The sequence below is a fragment of the Ensifer sp. PDNC004 genome (genome assembly GCF_016919405.1).
GTDB lineage: Bacteria > Pseudomonadota > Alphaproteobacteria > Rhizobiales > Rhizobiaceae > Ensifer.
The window spans coordinates 3810619-3827168 of the sequence record NZ_CP070353.1; the positions used below are offsets into that span (position 1 = coordinate 3810619).

General features: G+C 62.9%; 17 protein-coding genes. 14 read left to right on the forward strand and 3 right to left on the reverse strand.

Annotation, left to right across the window (positions count from 1 at the left end):
• The first annotated feature begins 358 nt into the window (after positions 1 to 358).
• The 14 genes from JVX98_RS26595 to ureG all read left to right on the forward strand — a co-directional run bounded on the left by JVX98_RS26595 (position 359) and on the right by ureG (position 10722).
• Entirely contained in the window at positions 359 to 1192 is an 834-nt protein-coding gene (locus tag JVX98_RS26595; protein ID WP_371826581.1) for an alpha/beta fold hydrolase, read from the forward strand.
• A gap of 142 nt (positions 1193 to 1334) precedes the next feature.
• On the forward strand, positions 1335 to 2309 hold the full coding sequence (locus tag JVX98_RS26600; protein ID WP_205238001.1) for a D-glycerate dehydrogenase: 975 nt from the start codon (positions 1335 to 1337) through the stop codon (positions 2307 to 2309).
• A 174-nt stretch (positions 2310 to 2483) separates the two neighbouring features.
• Positions 2484 to 3317, forward strand: a complete 834-nt coding sequence (locus tag JVX98_RS26605) for an urease accessory protein UreD (RefSeq protein ID WP_205238002.1) — start codon at positions 2484 to 2486, stop codon at positions 3315 to 3317.
• Between the two features lie 124 nt (positions 3318 to 3441).
• Complete coding sequence (locus tag JVX98_RS26610; protein WP_043627336.1) at positions 3442 to 3744, forward strand: urease subunit gamma; 303 nt, start codon at positions 3442 to 3444, stop codon at positions 3742 to 3744.
• A gap of 98 nt (positions 3745 to 3842) precedes the next feature.
• Positions 3843 to 4148: an urease subunit beta gene (locus JVX98_RS26615; protein WP_192447072.1), complete on the forward strand. Its 306-nt coding sequence runs from the start codon at positions 3843 to 3845 to the stop codon at positions 4146 to 4148.
• Positions 4145 to 4555, forward strand: a complete 411-nt coding sequence (locus tag JVX98_RS26620) for a lysozyme inhibitor LprI family protein (RefSeq protein WP_205238003.1) — start codon at positions 4145 to 4147, stop codon at positions 4553 to 4555. Before JVX98_RS26615 ends, JVX98_RS26620 begins: the two co-directional genes overlap by 4 nt.
• 3 nt (positions 4556 to 4558) lie before the next feature.
• Complete coding sequence (locus tag JVX98_RS26625) at positions 4559 to 5203, forward strand: Urease operon accessory protein (protein WP_192447070.1); 645 nt, start codon at positions 4559 to 4561, stop codon at positions 5201 to 5203.
• A gap of 3 nt (positions 5204 to 5206) precedes the next feature.
• Positions 5207 to 6919 carry an urease subunit alpha gene (gene ureC / locus JVX98_RS26630; protein ID WP_205238004.1) on the forward strand — a complete coding sequence of 571 codons (1713 nt, stop codon included), beginning with the start codon at positions 5207 to 5209 and terminating at the stop codon, positions 6917 to 6919.
• A gap of 18 nt (positions 6920 to 6937) precedes the next feature.
• Positions 6938 to 7609, forward strand: coding sequence for a TIGR02117 family protein (locus JVX98_RS26635; RefSeq protein ID WP_205238005.1), 672 nt, complete (start codon positions 6938 to 6940; stop codon positions 7607 to 7609).
• Positions 7610 to 7885: 276 nt separating this feature from the next.
• A complete protein-coding gene (locus JVX98_RS26640) occupies positions 7886 to 8425 on the forward strand; it encodes a peroxiredoxin (RefSeq protein WP_192447068.1) in 540 nt (179 codons plus the stop codon).
• 170 nt (positions 8426 to 8595) lie between these two features.
• A complete protein-coding gene (locus tag JVX98_RS26645) occupies positions 8596 to 8892 on the forward strand; it encodes a putative quinol monooxygenase (RefSeq protein WP_192447067.1) in 297 nt (98 codons plus the stop codon).
• 2 nt (positions 8893 to 8894) lie between these two features.
• Positions 8895 to 9368 (forward strand): urease accessory protein UreE, encoded by a 474-nt coding sequence (gene ureE / locus JVX98_RS26650; protein WP_205238006.1) that lies wholly within the window; start codon positions 8895 to 8897, stop codon positions 9366 to 9368.
• Positions 9361 to 10032: an urease accessory protein UreF gene (locus JVX98_RS26655; RefSeq protein WP_205239531.1), complete on the forward strand. Its 672-nt coding sequence runs from the start codon at positions 9361 to 9363 to the stop codon at positions 10030 to 10032. Before ureE ends, JVX98_RS26655 begins: the two co-directional genes overlap by 8 nt.
• 78 nt (positions 10033 to 10110) lie before the next feature.
• A complete protein-coding gene (gene ureG, locus JVX98_RS26660) occupies positions 10111 to 10722 on the forward strand; it encodes an urease accessory protein UreG (protein WP_034794155.1) in 612 nt (203 codons plus the stop codon).
• 45 nt (positions 10723 to 10767) lie between these two features.
• On the opposite strand, the gene JVX98_RS26665 is transcribed toward ureG, so the two are convergent.
• The 3 genes from JVX98_RS26665 to JVX98_RS26675 all read right to left on the reverse strand — a co-directional run bounded on the left by JVX98_RS26665 (position 10768) and on the right by JVX98_RS26675 (position 16124).
• A complete protein-coding gene (locus JVX98_RS26665) occupies positions 10768 to 11448 on the reverse strand; it encodes a Crp/Fnr family transcriptional regulator (RefSeq protein WP_192447065.1) in 681 nt (226 codons plus the stop codon).
• A 159-nt stretch (positions 11449 to 11607) separates the two neighbouring features.
• Positions 11608 to 14922 carry an efflux RND transporter permease subunit gene (locus JVX98_RS26670; protein ID WP_205238007.1) on the reverse strand — a complete coding sequence of 1105 codons (3315 nt, stop codon included), beginning with the start codon at positions 14920 to 14922 and terminating at the stop codon, positions 11608 to 11610.
• Positions 14923 to 14936: 14 nt separating this feature from the next.
• On the reverse strand, positions 14937 to 16124 hold the full coding sequence (locus JVX98_RS26675; RefSeq protein WP_205238008.1) for an efflux RND transporter periplasmic adaptor subunit: 1188 nt from the start codon (positions 16122 to 16124) through the stop codon (positions 14937 to 14939).
• Between the last annotated feature and the right edge of the window lie 426 nt (positions 16125 to 16550).

A 16550-nucleotide genomic window follows, 5' to 3' on the forward strand; every position in this document is an offset into this window, starting at 1 on the left:
CATGCGTTCAAAATAAATCGTTCACGATATAATCGCAAGGCATTGACAGTGGTGCGGTCGCAATATAAATGTTGTGCACGATCTAATCGATGGCGATATAAACGTATATAAATCGTGCGCGATTTAATCGCTAGAAACTTAACTGTAGCGCGGCACGACCGCGGGGAAGAAGGAGCGTTCCATGAGCAAGGCAATCAGCAAGACCGAAGCCAACAGCATCTCCCGCCGCAGCGTTCTCTCGGCCGCCTTTGGCGCTGCCGCCACGGCAGCCGCGGTCAATGGCATCAACACGCCGGCCAAGGCCGCATCCAACACCGCATCAACCGCCGATGCGTCCGGCACGAAGGGAGCAAACACCATGGGCAGCCGCATCATCACCCGCGATGGCGTCGAGATCTATTACAAGGACTGGGGTCCGAAGGATGGCCCGGTCGTCGTGCTCAGTCACGGTTGGCCACTGTCGTCGGACAGCTGGGAAGCGCAGGCCTTTCACCTTGCCGCCAACGGCTTCCGCGTCGTCACCCATGACCGCCGTGGCCATGGCCGCTCGTCGCAGCCCTGGGACGGCAACGACATGGATCACTATGCCGACGATCTCGCGGACCTGATCAACGCGCTCGATCTGAAGGGCATCTTCCTCGCCGGGTTTTCGACCGGCGGCGGCGAGATCAGCCGCTATATCGGCCGCCATGGTACGAGCCGGGTCGCCAAGGCCGGCCTGATTTCGGCGGTGCCGCCGCTGATGGTCAAGACCGACAAAAATCCTGGTGGTCGGCCGAAGGAGGTGTTTGACGGCCTGCAGGCGGCAAGTCTCAAGGATCGCTCGAAGCTCTACCGCGACATCGCGTCCGGTCCGTTCTTCGGCTTCAACCGGCCGGGGGCTGTCGCCTCTCAAGGCATGATCGACAGTTTCTGGCTGCAGGGCATGATGGCCGGCCACAAGAATACCTATGACTCGATCGTCGCCTTCTCGCAGACCGACTTTACCGAGGACCTGAAGAAGTTCGATGTGCCGACGCTGATCATCCATGGCGACGACGACCAGATCGTGCCGATCGATGCGGCGGCGAGAGCCTCGAAGACGCTGGTGCCGCATGCGGAGCTCAAGGTCTATGCCGGCGCACCGCACGGCATCACCGACACGCACAAGGACCAGCTCAACGCCGACCTGCTCGCCTTCGCCAAGGCCTGATGGCGGTTAAAATCACGATGAGAGGCGCCGGCAACGGCGCCTCTTTTTTGCTTTTTGTGATAGGTGTTTCGCTTGTCGAGATAGCTGTCGCGTCGCGCCGTTTCGTGCACTATCTCGCAGCGATTCTGATCCGGAGGCAGGCATGAGCTCGAAACCCCGCATTCTCGTCACCCGTCGTTGGCCGGCAGCGGTGGAGCACGTGCTTGCCGAGCGCTTCGACGTCACCTTGAACGAAGGGGACGTGCCGCTGACAGCTGCAGAACTGGCCGAAGCGCTACGGACCTATGACGCAGTTCTACCGACGGTCTCTGACCGGCTTCCGGCCGACCTCTTTGCCGGCGGCGGTCTCCGCGCGAAGATCCTCGGAAACTACGGCGTCGGCTACAATCACATCGACGTTGCGGCCGCCAAGGCTGCCGACATCGTCGTCACCAACACGCCGGGTGTGCTGACCGACTGCACCGCCGACATCGCCATGACGATGCTGCTTGCGGTCGCGCGGCGGGCAGGCGAGGGCGAGCGGCAGGTGAGGGCCGGCGAATGGACCGGCTGGCGCCCGACCCACATGATTGGCGGCAAAGTCACCGGCAAGACGCTCGGCATCATCGGGTTCGGCCGCATCGGCAAGGCGATGGCCAAGCGCTGCCACTTCGGCTTCGACATGGATGTCGTTTTCTACAATCGCTCACGCATCGACCCTGCCGAGGCCAGCCGTTATGGCGCCCGCCAGCTCGACACGGTCGAGGACGTGCTGAAGGTGGCGGACTTCGTGTCGCTGCATTGCCCCGGCGGCGGCGAAAACCGGCACCTGATCAATGCCGAACGCCTGGCCCTGATGAAGAAAAGCGCCTACCTCGTCAACACGGCGCGGGGTGATGTGATCGACGAGCGGGCGCTGATTGCGGCGCTCGAAGACGGTGTCATTCGCGGCGCCGGCCTCGATGTCTTCGAGGCGGAACCGAACGTGCCGGAACGTCTGCGCGGGCTCGAAAATGTCGTTCTGCTTCCACATCTCGGCAGTGCAACGGAGGAGACGCGCGTCGCCATGGGCATGAAGGTGGTCGACAATATCACGGCGTTTTTCGACAGGCGCGAACCGCCGGATCGCGTGGCGTAGGCGGCTGCCCGTTTTCTGCGCAGAGCCTGCATGGAAATGCAGCATGCTGACGATTTTCTTTGCAAAACAATAACTTGACTTGTCGTGCCGCGATGCGGACGATAGCGCCAAGATAAGGCGGTGGGTTCAATGGGCCCTGCGCCTGGAATGAAGGACGCCGCTTAGCGGTCTGAGATGGACAAGGCAGCACGCATCGCCCCGCAGCGGGCCTGGGGCAAGGGACGGCTGGTCGCCAAGGCGGCGCTCGGCCACAGCCGCATTGCCGAACTCTACCAGGAAGGCTGCGCCAAGATCCGCCTGCCGAAGACCTTCGACACCTCGATGGAGGCAGTGCTCATCAATTCTTCCGGCGGGCTTACCGGCGGCGACCGGATGATCTGGGAGGTCGCGGCAGGGGCCGAAACCGAGGTGACGGTGACGACGCAGGCCTGCGAGAAGATCTACAAGGCGAGCGCCGATACCGTCGAAGTGGCGACCCGCATCGAGGTTGCCGCCGGCGCTCGCGTCGACTGGCTGCCGCAAGAGACGATCCTCTTCGACCGGGCCTCGCTCTCGCGCTCGCTGGAGGTGGAACTTGCCTCAGACTCGACGTTTCTCGCGGTCGAAGCGGTGCTGCTCGGCCGCAAGGCAATGGGCGAGGCAGTTGAAACCGGGCTCTTCCGCGATCGCTGGCGTATCCGTAGCGAGGGCAAACTGCTGCATGCGGACAATCTCGCCCTATCAGGAGAAGTCGCCAGTCTCGCCCAGCGCAAGGCGGTGCTCGATGGTGCGGCTGCCTTTGCCACGCTGCTCTATGTCGGTCCGGACTGCGAACTCCAACTGCCGCGTCTTCGGTCGCTCGTCGATGGCGCAGCGGGCGTCGGCATCAGCCATTTTCAGGTCCATGGCCGCGACAAGCTGGTTGCCCGTTTCGTGGCGCCGGATGGCTTCGCGCTCAGAAAAATCCTCATCCCGGTTATTTCGCACTTGCGCAAGCAGAAGACTGTGCCGAAAGTCTGGGTACTCTAGCGCGTTTCACATTTTTATTTGAAACAGTGAAACGATCTAACGCATTGAAACTTTGTAATTCCTGGCGGAAGACCGCTTCGCAGATTTCCCAGGGAATTGCTTCACGAACAACCGGTGGCGACGCATGAATCTTACCCCGCGCGAGAAAGACAAACTGCTGATTTCGATGGCGGCCATGGTTGCCCGCAGGCGCCTGGAGCGCGGCGTGAAACTCAACCACCCGGAAGCGATCGCGCTGATCACCGATTTCGTCGTCGAGGGCGCGCGCGACGGGCGCTCGGTCGCCGAACTGATGGAGGCGGGTGCGCAGGTGCTGACGCGCGAGCAGGTGATGGAGGGCATCGCTGAGATGATCCATGACATCCAGATCGAGGCGACGTTTCCGGACGGAACCAAGCTCGTCACCGTGCACGAGCCGATCCGCTAGGCGCAGGGCGCGTGCCTGGCTTGCGGGCGCAGGGCGCCTGAAGCCTGAATGCGGGATAAAAGCATGCGGCCGGCCGAGGGCGGCTTGAGGAGAAGACCATGATCCCAGGAGAAATCATCGCGGCCGCCGGAGAGATCGAGCTCAATGTCGGCCTCGATACGACGACGATCGAAGTCGCCAATACCGGCGACCGCCCGATCCAGGTCGGCAGCCACTATCACTTCGCCGAAACCAATGCGGGACTGCAGTTCGACCGCAAGGCCGCCTACGGTCGCCGGCTCGACATTCCCGCCGGCACGGCCGTGCGGTTCGAGCCGGGCCAGACGCGCCAGGTGACGCTGATACCGCTTTCCGGCAAACGCGAGGTCTATGGCTTCCGCCAGCAGGTGATGGGCAAGCTATGAGGGCGCTGCCGGTTCTCGGGCTGCTTCTGGTGCTTGCTGCGCCGGCGTTCGCCGAGGACGAGCCGGACGTGGATAGTGCGAATGCGATTACTCAGCCGGATCTGAATGACTGCGCCTACCGGGAATATGAAGCGGCCGACGCGGAATTGAATGCAGTCTACCGGCAGGCGATGACGGCGGCGCAGAATGTCGACAAGGAGCTGGAAGGCGCCGATATCGGCGCGGTCGAGGCGCTGAAGACGGCGCAGCGCGCCTGGATCGGCTATCGCGACGGCCAGTGCGAGTTCGCCGGCTTCCAGGCCCGTGGCGGCCAGGCGGAGCCGATGCTGGTTTCGGGCTGCCTTGCCCAGCTCACGCAGAAGCGCACCGCCGAACTCAACGAATTTCTCGAAACCCAAGGGAACTGATCATTGCAGGGTCGCCGCGTCATCATGATCGTGGGCAATGGCGAGGTGCCTGACGGCGCCGGCGCCACGATCGATAATGCCGATCTCGTCGTGCGCTTCAACGATTGCCGCTCTGTCGGCTCCGGCGGCCACAGGACCGATATCGTCGCCGTCTGCAACACCGGGCGTCCGGGGATTTCCATGCTCGGCGGTGGCCGCTGGAAGACGAACGCCACGGTGCGCCAGGCGCGGGAGATCTGGTGCGTTCGCTCCGGCGCGAAGTTTGCCGCGATGCGCGCCGGGCTTGCGGAAACGCATCCGGACCTCGACGATTTCTGCGACGATTACACAGTCGGTTTCGAGAGCTTCGCCCGCTCGACCAACCGCGGCTTTCGCGTTGTTCCGGTCGACGTGCACGAGCAGGTGGAGCAGGATCTCGCCGGCTTTTCGCCAGGCCCTTACGTCGTTCCGTCGAGCGGGATGATCGTGATTGCCGATATCCTCGCGCATCTTGCGACGCCTGACGACGATGTCGTTCTTGCCGGCTTCGGTCATGTCGGCTGGGAATGGCATCCCTTTGCCGCCGAGCGTCGCCATGTCGATGCGCTTGCGGCCGGCGGCCGTCTTCGCCGCCTCCATCCCGTTTCTTCTTCGTCCCAAGGAGCCTGAACCATGCCTTACAAGATGTCGCGCGCGGCCTATGCCAACATGTTCGGCCCGACGGTCGGCGACAAGGTGCGGCTCGCCGATACCGAACTCTTCGTCGAGGTGGAGAAGGATTTCACCACCTATGGCGAGGAGGTGAAGTTCGGCGGCGGCAAGGTCATTCGCGACGGCATGGGGCAAAGCCAGATGACGCGCGCCGAGGGCGCCGTCGATACTGTTATCACCAACGCGCTGATCGTCGACCACTGGGGCATCGTCAAGGCGGATATCGGCCTCAAGGACGGACGCATCGCCGGCATCGGCAAGGCCGGCAACCCGGACACGCAACCGGGCGTCACCGTCATCGTCGGTCCCGGCACGGAGGTCATTGCGGGCGAAGGCAAGATCATCACCGCCGGCGGCATGGACAGCCACATCCACTACATCTGCCCGCAGCAGATCGAGGAAGCACTGGTGAGCGGGCTGACCACCATGCTTGGTGGCGGCGCCGGGCCGGGGCATGGCACGCTTGCGACCACCTGCACCTCCGGTCCCTGGCATCTCGCCCGCATGATCGAGGCGGCCGACGGCTTCCCGATGAACATCGCCTTTGCCGGCAAGGGCAATGCGTCGCGGCCGGGCGCGCTGGTGGAAATGGTGCTTGCCGGCGCCACCTCGCTGAAGCTGCATGAGGACTGGGGCTCGACGCCGGCGGCGATTGATTGCTGCCTCGGCGTTGCCGACGAATACGACGTGCAGGTGATGATCCATACCGACACGCTGAACGAGAGCGGCTTCGTTGAGGATACCATCGCGGCGATCAAGGGCCGCACCATCCACGCCTTTCACACGGAAGGGGCGGGCGGCGGCCACGCGCCCGATATCATCAAGATCTGCGGCCAGCCGAACGTCATTCCGTCCTCGACCAACCCGACGCGGCCCTACACCAAGAATACGCTCGCCGAGCATCTCGACATGCTGATGGTCTGCCACCACCTGTCGCCGTCGATCCCCGAGGACATCGCTTTCGCCGAGAGCCGCATCCGCAAGGAAACGATCGCCGCCGAGGACATCCTGCACGACATTGGCGCCTTCTCGATCATCTCGTCCGACAGCCAGGCGATGGGCCGCGTCGGCGAGGTGGCGATCCGCACCTGGCAAACCGCCGACAAGATGAAGCGCCAGCGTGGCCCGCTGCCGCAGGAAACCGGCGACAACGACAATTTCCGGGTGAAGCGCTATATCGCCAAATACACGATCAATCCGGCGATCGCCCACGGCCTCAGCCATGAGATCGGCTCGATCGAGGTTGGCAAGCGCGCCGATCTCGTCCTCTGGAACCCGGCCTTCTTCGGCGTGAAGCCCGACTTCGTGCTGCTGGGCGGCTCGATCGCGATGGCGCCGATGGGCGATCCGAACGCCTCCATTCCGACGCCGCAACCGGTGCACTACCGGCCGATGTTTGCCGCCTATGGCAAGAACCGCACCAGCTCCTCCGTCACTTTCGTGTCGCAGGCCTCGCTCGATGCCGGCCTTGCCGCCAAGCTCGGCGTCGCCAAGCAGCTCGTGGCGGTCCGCAACACCCGCGGCGGCATCGGCAAGGCGTCGATGATCCACAACAACCTGCTGCCCCATATCGAGGTGGACCCGGAGACCTACGAGGTGCGCGCCGACGGCGAACTTCTGACCTGCGAGCCGGCGACGGTCCTGCCGATGGCACAGCGCTACTTCCTGTTCTAGAGCAGGCAGGGACAGGGAATGAAGCGTGGCCTGAAATGGGCTTTCCTCGGCTTGCTGGCGGCGGTGCTTGCCGTCGTCACAGGAACCCTGCTGCCGCGGCCGCTCCTGCCGGTTGCCGTGTCTGCGACCGGAACCGAGGGCACCCGCATCCTTCTGCTTTCCGGCCCGATCCACACGGACATCGCCATACCCCTGACGGACGAGACCCGGGCGCGGTTCGGGTTTGTCGAGGCGGCCGGCGTACCGCTTGCGCATCCGCAGGCCGAATGGCTGATCTTCGGTTGGGGCGGGCGCTCCTTCTATCTGGAAACGCCGGCCTGGTCGGAGCTGAAGGCCGGGCCGGTGTTCAAGGCACTGACACTCGACCGCTCGGTCATGCATGTGGATATCGCCGGCCGGATCGTCGAGCCGCAGGCGGCTGTCTCCGGCTTCGAGCTGAACGAAGCGGGATACGATCGGCTGCTCGAATTTGTGGCCGAGAGCTTCACCCGCGAGGCCGGAGCCGTCGTTCCGGTCGAAGGTTTTTCCTACAATGGCAACGACCGCTTCTTCGAGGCTGGCGGCAGCTTCAACGCGCTCTTGGGCTGCAACACATGGACGGCGCGGGCGTTGCGAGAGGCAGGCTTGAGGACGGGCCTGTGGAACCCCGTTCCGCCAAGTCTTGGGTTGTCGCTGCGGCTCCATAACTGAGCAATGACGGGCCGATTGGAGCCATGCGGCCATCGCATGGCTGCCATGCTTGCATGTGAATTGGGGCCTTTCGTGCTGCGCCGCAGCGCAAGATCCGATAGGAAGACGGTTGACCTTCCTCGGTTGCCAGCAATCCTCCCAAGACCTGCCGACCGAGAGCTGCGCCAGAGCGGTTTGCGGTTTCCCGCATGTATCCCGCTCTAACTTACAAGAGACGATCACGTAGATGATTTTGGTCGAGCCGACCCAGATCATCGTGGTCCAAAGGAGATGACGATGCTTGGCAGAAAAGTACCCGCTGTAACGTTCCGCACCCGCGTTCGCGACGAGGCCGTTGGCGGCTCGAACCCGTTCCGCTGGGAGGACGTGTCCTCCGACGATTACTTCGCCGGCAAGCGCGTCGTGCTGTTCTCGCTGCCGGGCGCGTTCACGCCGACCTGCTCGACTTTCCAATTGCCCGACTTCGAAAAGCTGACGGTCGATTTCCGCGCCGAAGGCATTGACGAGATCTACTGCATCTCGGTCAACGATGCTTTCGTCATGAACGCCTGGGGCAAGTCCCAGAGCCTCGAAAACGTCAAGCTGATCCCGGATGGTTCCGGCGAGTTCACTCGCAAGATGGGCATGCTCGTTGCCAAGGACAACCTCGGCTTCGGCATGCGCTCCTGGCGCTACGCTGCCGTCGTCAACAACGGCGTTGTCGAGCAGTGGTTCGAGGAAGAAGGCTATTCCGACAACTGCGACAGCGACCCCTATGGCGTGTCCTCGCCGCAGAACATTCTGGAGACGCTGAAGTCCCAGAAGCTCGCCGCCTGATGGTAGCGGTCTACCGTTCCTGATTGGAAAGAGCCCGAAGATCGGATCCGGTCTTCGGGCTTTTTCTTGCGCGGTCCCAGTCGCCGCAGGCGTGTGAAAAGCCGTGCTCGCCGCTGGCGCCAGTGCTTTTTCTTGCTAAAGTAGCCGACAGAAAAGATATCGAGGGTTCAATGGTTTACATTATCGCCTACCTGACCGCGCACCCGGGCAAGGGGGATGAGGTGGTGTCGCTTGCAGCACCGCTGATCGAGGCCACGCGGCGCGAAGCCGGCTGCATCACCTATGATCTCTATCGCAAACCGGCCGAACCCGATGTGCTGGTGTTTGTCGAGACCTGGAAGGACAAGGCAGCCGTCGACGCGCATTTCGAGGAACCGCATCTGAAGGCTTTTCAGGCGGCGATGGCCGATCTGCTGGTCGAGGCGCGCATCGAGCTCGTGACGCCGGAAAAGGTCGAGGTTCTCTGACGATGCCCTATCGTTCGACAGAGGTTCTCTCGCCCGGCCCTGCCGAAATTGTGCCGCTTCATAGCGTGACATTGACGCATGACGCGCGGCATCTGCGCCGCAAATTGCTGCATCTCGAAAACGACGATGTGGTGATGCTGGATCTCAAGGAAGCGGTGATGCTCGCCGACGGCGACCTCCTGGTGCTCGAGGGGGGCGGCCATATCCGCATCGTCGCGGCACCGGAAGCGCTCTATGAAATTCGCCCACGCGACGCGATGCATCTGATCGAGCTTGCCTGGCATCTCGGCAATCGCCATTTGCCGGCACAGTTCGAAGAAAACCGCATCCTGATTGCCCGCGATCCGGTGATCCGCCAGATGCTCGAAGGCCTGGGCGCGGCGGTGAGCGAGATCTCGTTGCCTTTCCATCCGCTGCGCGGCGCCTACCATTCCGGCGGCCACAACCATGGCCATAGCCACCACCACCATGACTGAGCGGGTCGACACTCAAGCGCTGCTTCGCCTCGTGACATGGATGTCGCCGGCCTTTCCGGTCGGCGCCTTTTCCTATTCCAGCGGGCTCGAGCAGGCCGTTCACGACCGTCTGGTGACCGACGACGGCGCGCTTCGCATCTGGCTTGAGACCGTCGTCTCTCAGGGCTCCGGCTGGAACGACGCGCTGCTTCTGGCCGAGAGCTATTGCGCCGTGAACGACCATGCCCGTCTGGCTGCCGCGGCAGAGCTTGCCGAAGCCCTGGCGGGGAGCCGCGAGCGCCATATGGAAACGATGCTGCAGGGTCAGGCGTTCGTCGCGGCAGCGCGGTCGTGGCCACATCCGGTTCTCCATGCGCTGCCACAGAGTGTCGCCTATCCGGTCGCCGTCGGTGCCGTTGCCGGCGCCCATGAAACGGGCCTCGAGCCGGCGCTTGCCGCCTACCTCAACGCCTCGGTCTCGAACGCCGTTTCCGTGGCGATCCGCTGCGGCGTAATCGGCCAGCGCGATGGCGTCGGCGTCATCGCAGCACTCGAACCGGCCATCGCCACGACTGCCGTCAAGGCGGCCGGCGCCTCGCTGGAGGATCTCGGCTCGGCCACGATAACAGCGGATATTTCGGCGCTCAGACACGAGAGCCTGCATTCGCGGCTCTTCCGTTCGTAACCCATAGAACTGCGCGATTTCGGACGGAAACTGCCTCACGCTTTCCCGGAATTGCTCCCACCTTGAAAGGACATCCAGATGGCATCGAAGAACGGTCCCCTTCGCGTCGGCATCGGCGGGCCGGTGGGCTCGGGCAAGACGGCGCTGACCGACAAGCTCTGCAAGGCGATGCGGGAGAAGTACTCCGTCGCCGTCGTCACCAACGACATCTACACCAAGGAAGATGCCGAGGCGCTGGTGCGCATGCAGGCGCTGCCGTCCGATCGCATCGTCGGGGTGGAGACCGGCGGGTGCCCGCATACGGCGATCCGCGAGGACGCCACGATCAATCTGCAGGCGATCGCCGATCTCAACCGCCGCATTCCCGACCTCGATGTCGTCTTCATCGAATCCGGCGGTGACAATCTCGCGGCGACCTTTTCGCCCGATCTCGCCGACCTGACGATCTATGTCATTTCGGTCTGCCAGGGCGAAGAGATCCCGCGCAAGGGCGGGCCGGGCATTACCAAGTCCGACCTTCTGGTCATCAACAAGAAGGATCTCGCCCCTTACGTCGGCGCCGATCTCGACGTGATGCAGCGGGATGCGACGCGCATGCGGGCGGAAAAGCCCTTCGTCTTTACCGACATGAAGCGCGGCGACGGCATCAACCGGATCGTCGATTTCCTGACGCTGCACGGCGGGCTTTGACGCCGTGCGCTTTTGTTGCTTCTGGCGCCTGAGCTTGTCAGTGCGTCAGAAGCGCTCCAGCGCCTGCCGGTCGTGGATCTCGATGACGCGGCCCTTGACGGTGACGCCGGAGCGGCGAAGGGCCGAGAAGGCGCGCGAGAGTGCCTCGGGCGCCAGGCCCAGCTTGCCGGCCAGCACATTCTTCTGGAAGGGCAGGCGGAAGGAAAAGTTGGTGATGCCGTCGGGGCAATTGCCGAGAATGTAGCTTGCGACCCGCTGCGGCGCCGTCAGCAGCCGATCTTCGGCCAGGCAATCCTCGGCCATTTGCGCGTGTCGGCACAGAAGCTGCATCAGCGCGTCGGCGATCTCGGGTGACTGTTCGGCCAGCTTGCGAAGCCTGCGGCTGTCGATGCGCGCGAGCATCGTCGTCTCGACCGCCTGGGCGTTGGCGGTGGCGCGGTTGCCAAGGAACATGGCGCTTTCGCCGAAAAGCTCGCCCTTCGGGAAGACGGCGATATCCGCTTCGCGACCATCCTTGCCCAGCCGGTAAAGCCGCACCAGGCCGGAAAGCACGAAGAATACATGGTCCAGCGCCTCGCCCTGGCCAAACAGTATGTCGTGCTCCTCGTGGGTGGAAACCACGACATCATCGAGAATGGCGCTCGATGCCGCCGCCGGCAGCTTTTCGAAAAAGCAGGAGCCGAGCAGCACCGCTCTGTCGTTCGAGTTCAATCGCAACGTCTTCATCGTACCCGTCCTGAGTAAAATCCGGTGTCAGGGTAATGAGCTTTGCGGATCGTGGTTTGACCTCGATCAAATAGAAACAACAAAAAGCCCGCGCTTGCAGGGCGCGGGCTTGCTTTGGAATTGTGGCAGCCCAGGGTGGGGGGCCACGCCGGTGACGATTTACTCGGCTGCGAGCGCCGGATGATTGATGACCTTGCCGCCGGACCGTGCCTTGGTCTGGTCCGTTTCCAGGGTCTTCAGCCGGTCTTCCAGGCCCTCGATCGTCTTGCCTTGTTCGTGCACGAGGCCCGTGAGGGCTTCGCGGTCGAGCGGCAGGTTTTCCTCATCCTTCTTGCCGACGAAGCGTCCCAAAGCCCAGGCGAGCAGGCGCGACAGGTCGTCCATAATCAGGAAGAACGATGGTACCACGACGAGGCTGAGAACCGTCGAGACGATGATGCCGCCGATCACGGCGATCGCCATCGGGGCGCGGAACGAGCCGCCTTCGCCGACGCCAAGCGCGGAGGGCAGCATGCCCGCCGACATGGCGATCGATGTCATGATGATCGGGCGGGCGCGCTTGCGGCCCGCTTCGATCATCGCCTGCGTCCGGTCCATGCCGTGATGCATCATCTCGATACCGAAGTCGACGAGCAGGATCGCGTTCTTGGTGACGATGCCCATCAGCATCAGGATGCCGATCAGCACCGGCATCGACAGCGAGTTCTGGGTCAGGATCAAGCCGGCTGCGACACCGCCCATCGCAAGCGGCAGCGAGAACAGGATGGTGAACGGCTGGATCACATCCTTGAACAGGAGGATCAGCACCACCAGCACCAGCATCAGGCCGAGCAGCATCGCATTGACGAAACTTTGCTGCATTTCCTCTTCGACCTCTGCGTCACCGCTCTTCAGCAGTTGAACCGTGGACGGCATCTTGGCTTCGTCGGCAATCTGCAGGAAGCGCGCAGAGGCGGTATTGAGCGCCACGCCGATCGGAAGATCCGCGCCGAGCGCCACGACACGGTTGCGGTCGTAACGTTTGATCGAGCTCGGGCCTTCGGAATAGTTGATGTCGGCGACGCTCGACAACGGTACCGTCAAGCCCGAAGCGGTCTGGATCTTCAGATTGCGGATCGCGGCGATATCCGTGCGGAAGTCGCGGTTGATCTGCACGCGGATCGGGATCAGCCGGCCGTCAAGGGCGATCTTCGTCAATGCAGCGTCGATATCGCCGATGGTGGCGACGCGGATCACTTCGGAGATCTGTGCCGTGGTGATGCCGAGGCGCGACATCTGCTCGTCGCGCGGACGGATCTGCAACTCGGGACGCGGAAGGGCGCCGTCCGGGCTGACATTGGCCAGCAACGGATCGCTGCGCAGCTTTCCTTCCAGAATGCCGACGGCTTTGTCGAGATCGGCCTCGTTGTTGGAGAGCAGATTGAACGACAGTTCCCGCTCGCCGCGGTCGTTGAGCTTGATCACCCGGACATCCGGCAAATCGCGAACGCGGGCAAAGATTTCCTTCTCGATCTGCGACTGCGGAATGATGCGGCCCGATGGCGGCAACTTCGGCAGGTACTGGCCGACGACCGGCAGTTTGCCGAAGACGTCGTTGACCACCTTGTTGAGGAGCGAGTGGTCGCGCTTTTCGAGCAGCACCGTCACGGTGGCCCGGCGCAATTCCAGGTCACCCTTGGGCGAGGCACCGCCAAGCACGAACACGCTTTCCACGCCGTCCAGGTCCTTGACCCTTTCGTAGATCTGCGCGGTCGTCCGGTCGGTGTCTTCCAGCATAGCGTCAGGCGCCAGTTCGACCGACAGGCTGACTCGCGACGTGTCGTCCGGAGGCAGGAACCCGCCGGGCACGAACATGAACAAGGCGGCCACGGAGGCCACGGTCACCCCGATCGCGATGAGCACAGTCAGGTAGCGCATGTACCAGCGTTTCGTCGTCGCATGAACCAGACGCGTGTAGCCGCGCATCAGGGTTCCGTCTTCGGCATGATGCCCGTCAAGTTTGGACGGACGCATCATATAGGCGGCCATGACCGGCGTAATCAGGCGTGCAACCAGCAGCGAGAAGAAGACCGAGACGGCGACGGTTAGGCCAAACTGGATGAAGTACTGGCCAACAATCCCCGGCATGAACGACACCGGGATGAAAACCGCGATGATCGTGAACGTGGTTGCGATCACCGCGAGGCCGATTTCATCCGCCGCTTCGATCGCCGCCCTGTAGGGCGACTTGCCCATATGGATATGCCGCTCGATATTCTCGATCTCGACGATGGCGTCGTCGACAAGGATGCCGGTTGCAAGTGTCAGTGCGAGGAAGCTGACGAGATTGAGCGAGAAGCCGAGCAGTTCCATGACCCAGAAGGTTGGAACGGCCGACAACGGCAGGGCGACGGCGCAGATCAGCGTGGCGCGCCAGTTGCGCAGGAACAGCATGACGACGATGACGGCGAGCAGCGCGCCTTCCATCAGCGTGTGCAGCGCGGCTTCGTAGTTGCCGTAGGTAAAGTAGACGGAATCGTCGACCATCTCGATGGTGACATCCGGGTTCGACGCGCGGATTTTCTCGAGCGAATTGGCGACCGTTTCGGCGACGCTGACTTCCGAGGCACCTTTGGCGCGGAAAACTGCGAAGGTCACGCCGGGGGTGCCGTTGAAGCGCGAGAAGGAGCGTGGCTCCTCATAGGTGTCGGTCACCGTGCCCAGATCGGACAGGCGCACGAAACGGCCGCTCGGGACCGAGATCATCGTGTTGGCGAGTTGGTCGACATTGCGGGCGTCGCCGAGCGTGCGGATCGCCTGCTCGCTGCCGCCCACCTGACCGCGGCCGGAGCCGAGGTCCATGTTCATGCGGCGCAGCTGGCCATTGACGTCGGCGGCGGTGATGCCGAGCGAATTCAGCTTGTCTTCGTTGAGTTCGACACGCACTTCCCGGTCGGCGCCGCCGTAGCGGTCGACGCGGCCAATCCCGCTCTTGCCCTGGATTTCGCGCTTGATGACGTCATCGACGAACCAGGAAAGCTCTTCCAGCGACATGCCGGGCGCCGAGACGGAGAAGGTCTGGATCGCCTGGCCTTCGACATCGACCTTGGAGACGATCGGCTCTTCGATCGAGGTCGGCAGGTCGCTGCGGATACGGTCGATCGCATCCTTCACGTCCTGCACAGCCTGGGTTGTCGGCACTTCCATGCGGAAGATCACGGCGGTGGTCGATGTGCCGTCGTTGATCGTCGACTGGATATGGTCGACACCGGTGACGCTGGCGACCGCGTCCTCGATTTCCTTGGTGACCTGCGTTTCAAGCTCGGCTGGCGAGGCACCGCTCTGGGCCACGCTGATCGAGACGATCGGCACGTCGATGTTGGGGAAGCGGGTGATAGGCAGGCTATTGAAAGACTGATAGCCGAGCACCATCAGCACAAAAAAGGCAAGGATCGGTGCGATCGGATTGCGTATGGACCAGGCTGAGAAGTTCATGGTCACTGTTCCTGTCAGTTGGTCGCTGGTTCGGCGGACTTGACGGGGTTGATACGGTCGCCGTCGCGGACATAGGCGCCGGCTCTCGCCACGACATCGTCTCCGGCCTTCACGCCATCGACGACTTCGATGAACTTGCCGTCGGAAATCCCCGTCTTGACCGGCAGGATGCGGATGACACCGTCTTCCACCTTCCGGACGATCGTGCGGCCGTTCTCATTGGTAACGGCCGTTTGCGGCAAGACGACCGCCTGCTTCTGCTCGGCGGTGATCAGCGCGCTCGCATACATGCCGGAGCGTGCCTTCTCGGTATCCACCAGGCTGATGAAAACGGTGCCGAGGCGACTAACCGGATCGACCGTCGGTGCGATCAGGCGGATCTTGCCCTCGACCTTGGTGTTGCCGCCGGCGAGTGTCACGACGGCCGGCTGACCGACGGCGAGCTTGATGATATCGGCTTCGGCGACATCGGCCTTCATCTCGATCGCACCATCGCGGATCATGGCAAAGAGCGGTTCGCTGTTGCCGGTGGCGATCGCGCCGACCTTGGCGTTCTTGGCGGAAATCACACCGGCGACCGGCGCCTTGACCTCGGTCCGCGCGAGGCGCAGATCGATGTCGTCGATCTGTGCTTCGGCGACCTTGATGTCGGCACTGGCGACGGCCACGGCCTGCTCGGCCGAAAGCACACGGGCATGCGTCGCGATCGCGAGTGCACGGACGCGATCGGCCTCGGCTGTCGAAACGGTGCCGTTCTTGGAGAGTTCGGCGGCGCGTTCGCTGACGCGCTTGGCCTCGTCGTTGTTGGCCTTGGTTTCGCTGAGCTGGGCGTTCAACTGGGCAAGCCCGGCTTCGGCCTTGGCAAGCGAGGCTTCGAGTTCGCTTTTTTGCAGACGAAGCGCGTCGTCGTTCAAGACCACGAGAACGCTGCCGGCTTCGACCGTGTCGCCGACATCGACATTGAGCGTGCGGATGGAGAGGCCGTCAACCATCGGGGCGACATAGACCTGCTCGACGGCCTGGATGGTGCCGGTCGCAACCACCCGGTCGCTGATCGACTGGTCGACCGCCGTCGTCACGACGATGGAGGGCAGGCTCGGCGCTGGTTTCGGTTGCGCTGCTTCCTCCGCCCGGGCGAAGGAAAGCGAACCAAGTGTCATCGCAGCGCACACGCTGAGAACAGGCAATACTTTTTGAGCCATCGGCTTTACAGTCCCGGCAATGGAAACAACATCGAGCGGATCACCGCTCGAGGCAGGATCCACGGGCAATCAGGCGATTTTATCGCGCCGACATCGCGCCCCGTCGATTGCACGGGGACAGAGGACTGCGCTTCTCCTCACTTCGCGCTCCGCGTGCACGGTATCAGACCGTAGACGCGGGCGGAACTGGGACCGGTTACCGCAGGCATGGCACTGGAAAAAAGACGTCCTCCATCATGCCTGCCTCCAACAAACATCGTCGCCTATGTAATCTCGGCCTTGCACGCTTACAAGAGTGCACGAAGCGATGGTGCCTCAATATTTAGTTCGTTCTGCGGTTATGGTTGCGATCTTGACACGATCTTGACAGTGGCAAGCAAAGGTAGCGCCGTTGCTCGCCGCGTTACCACCCCCCACGCCCGGTAC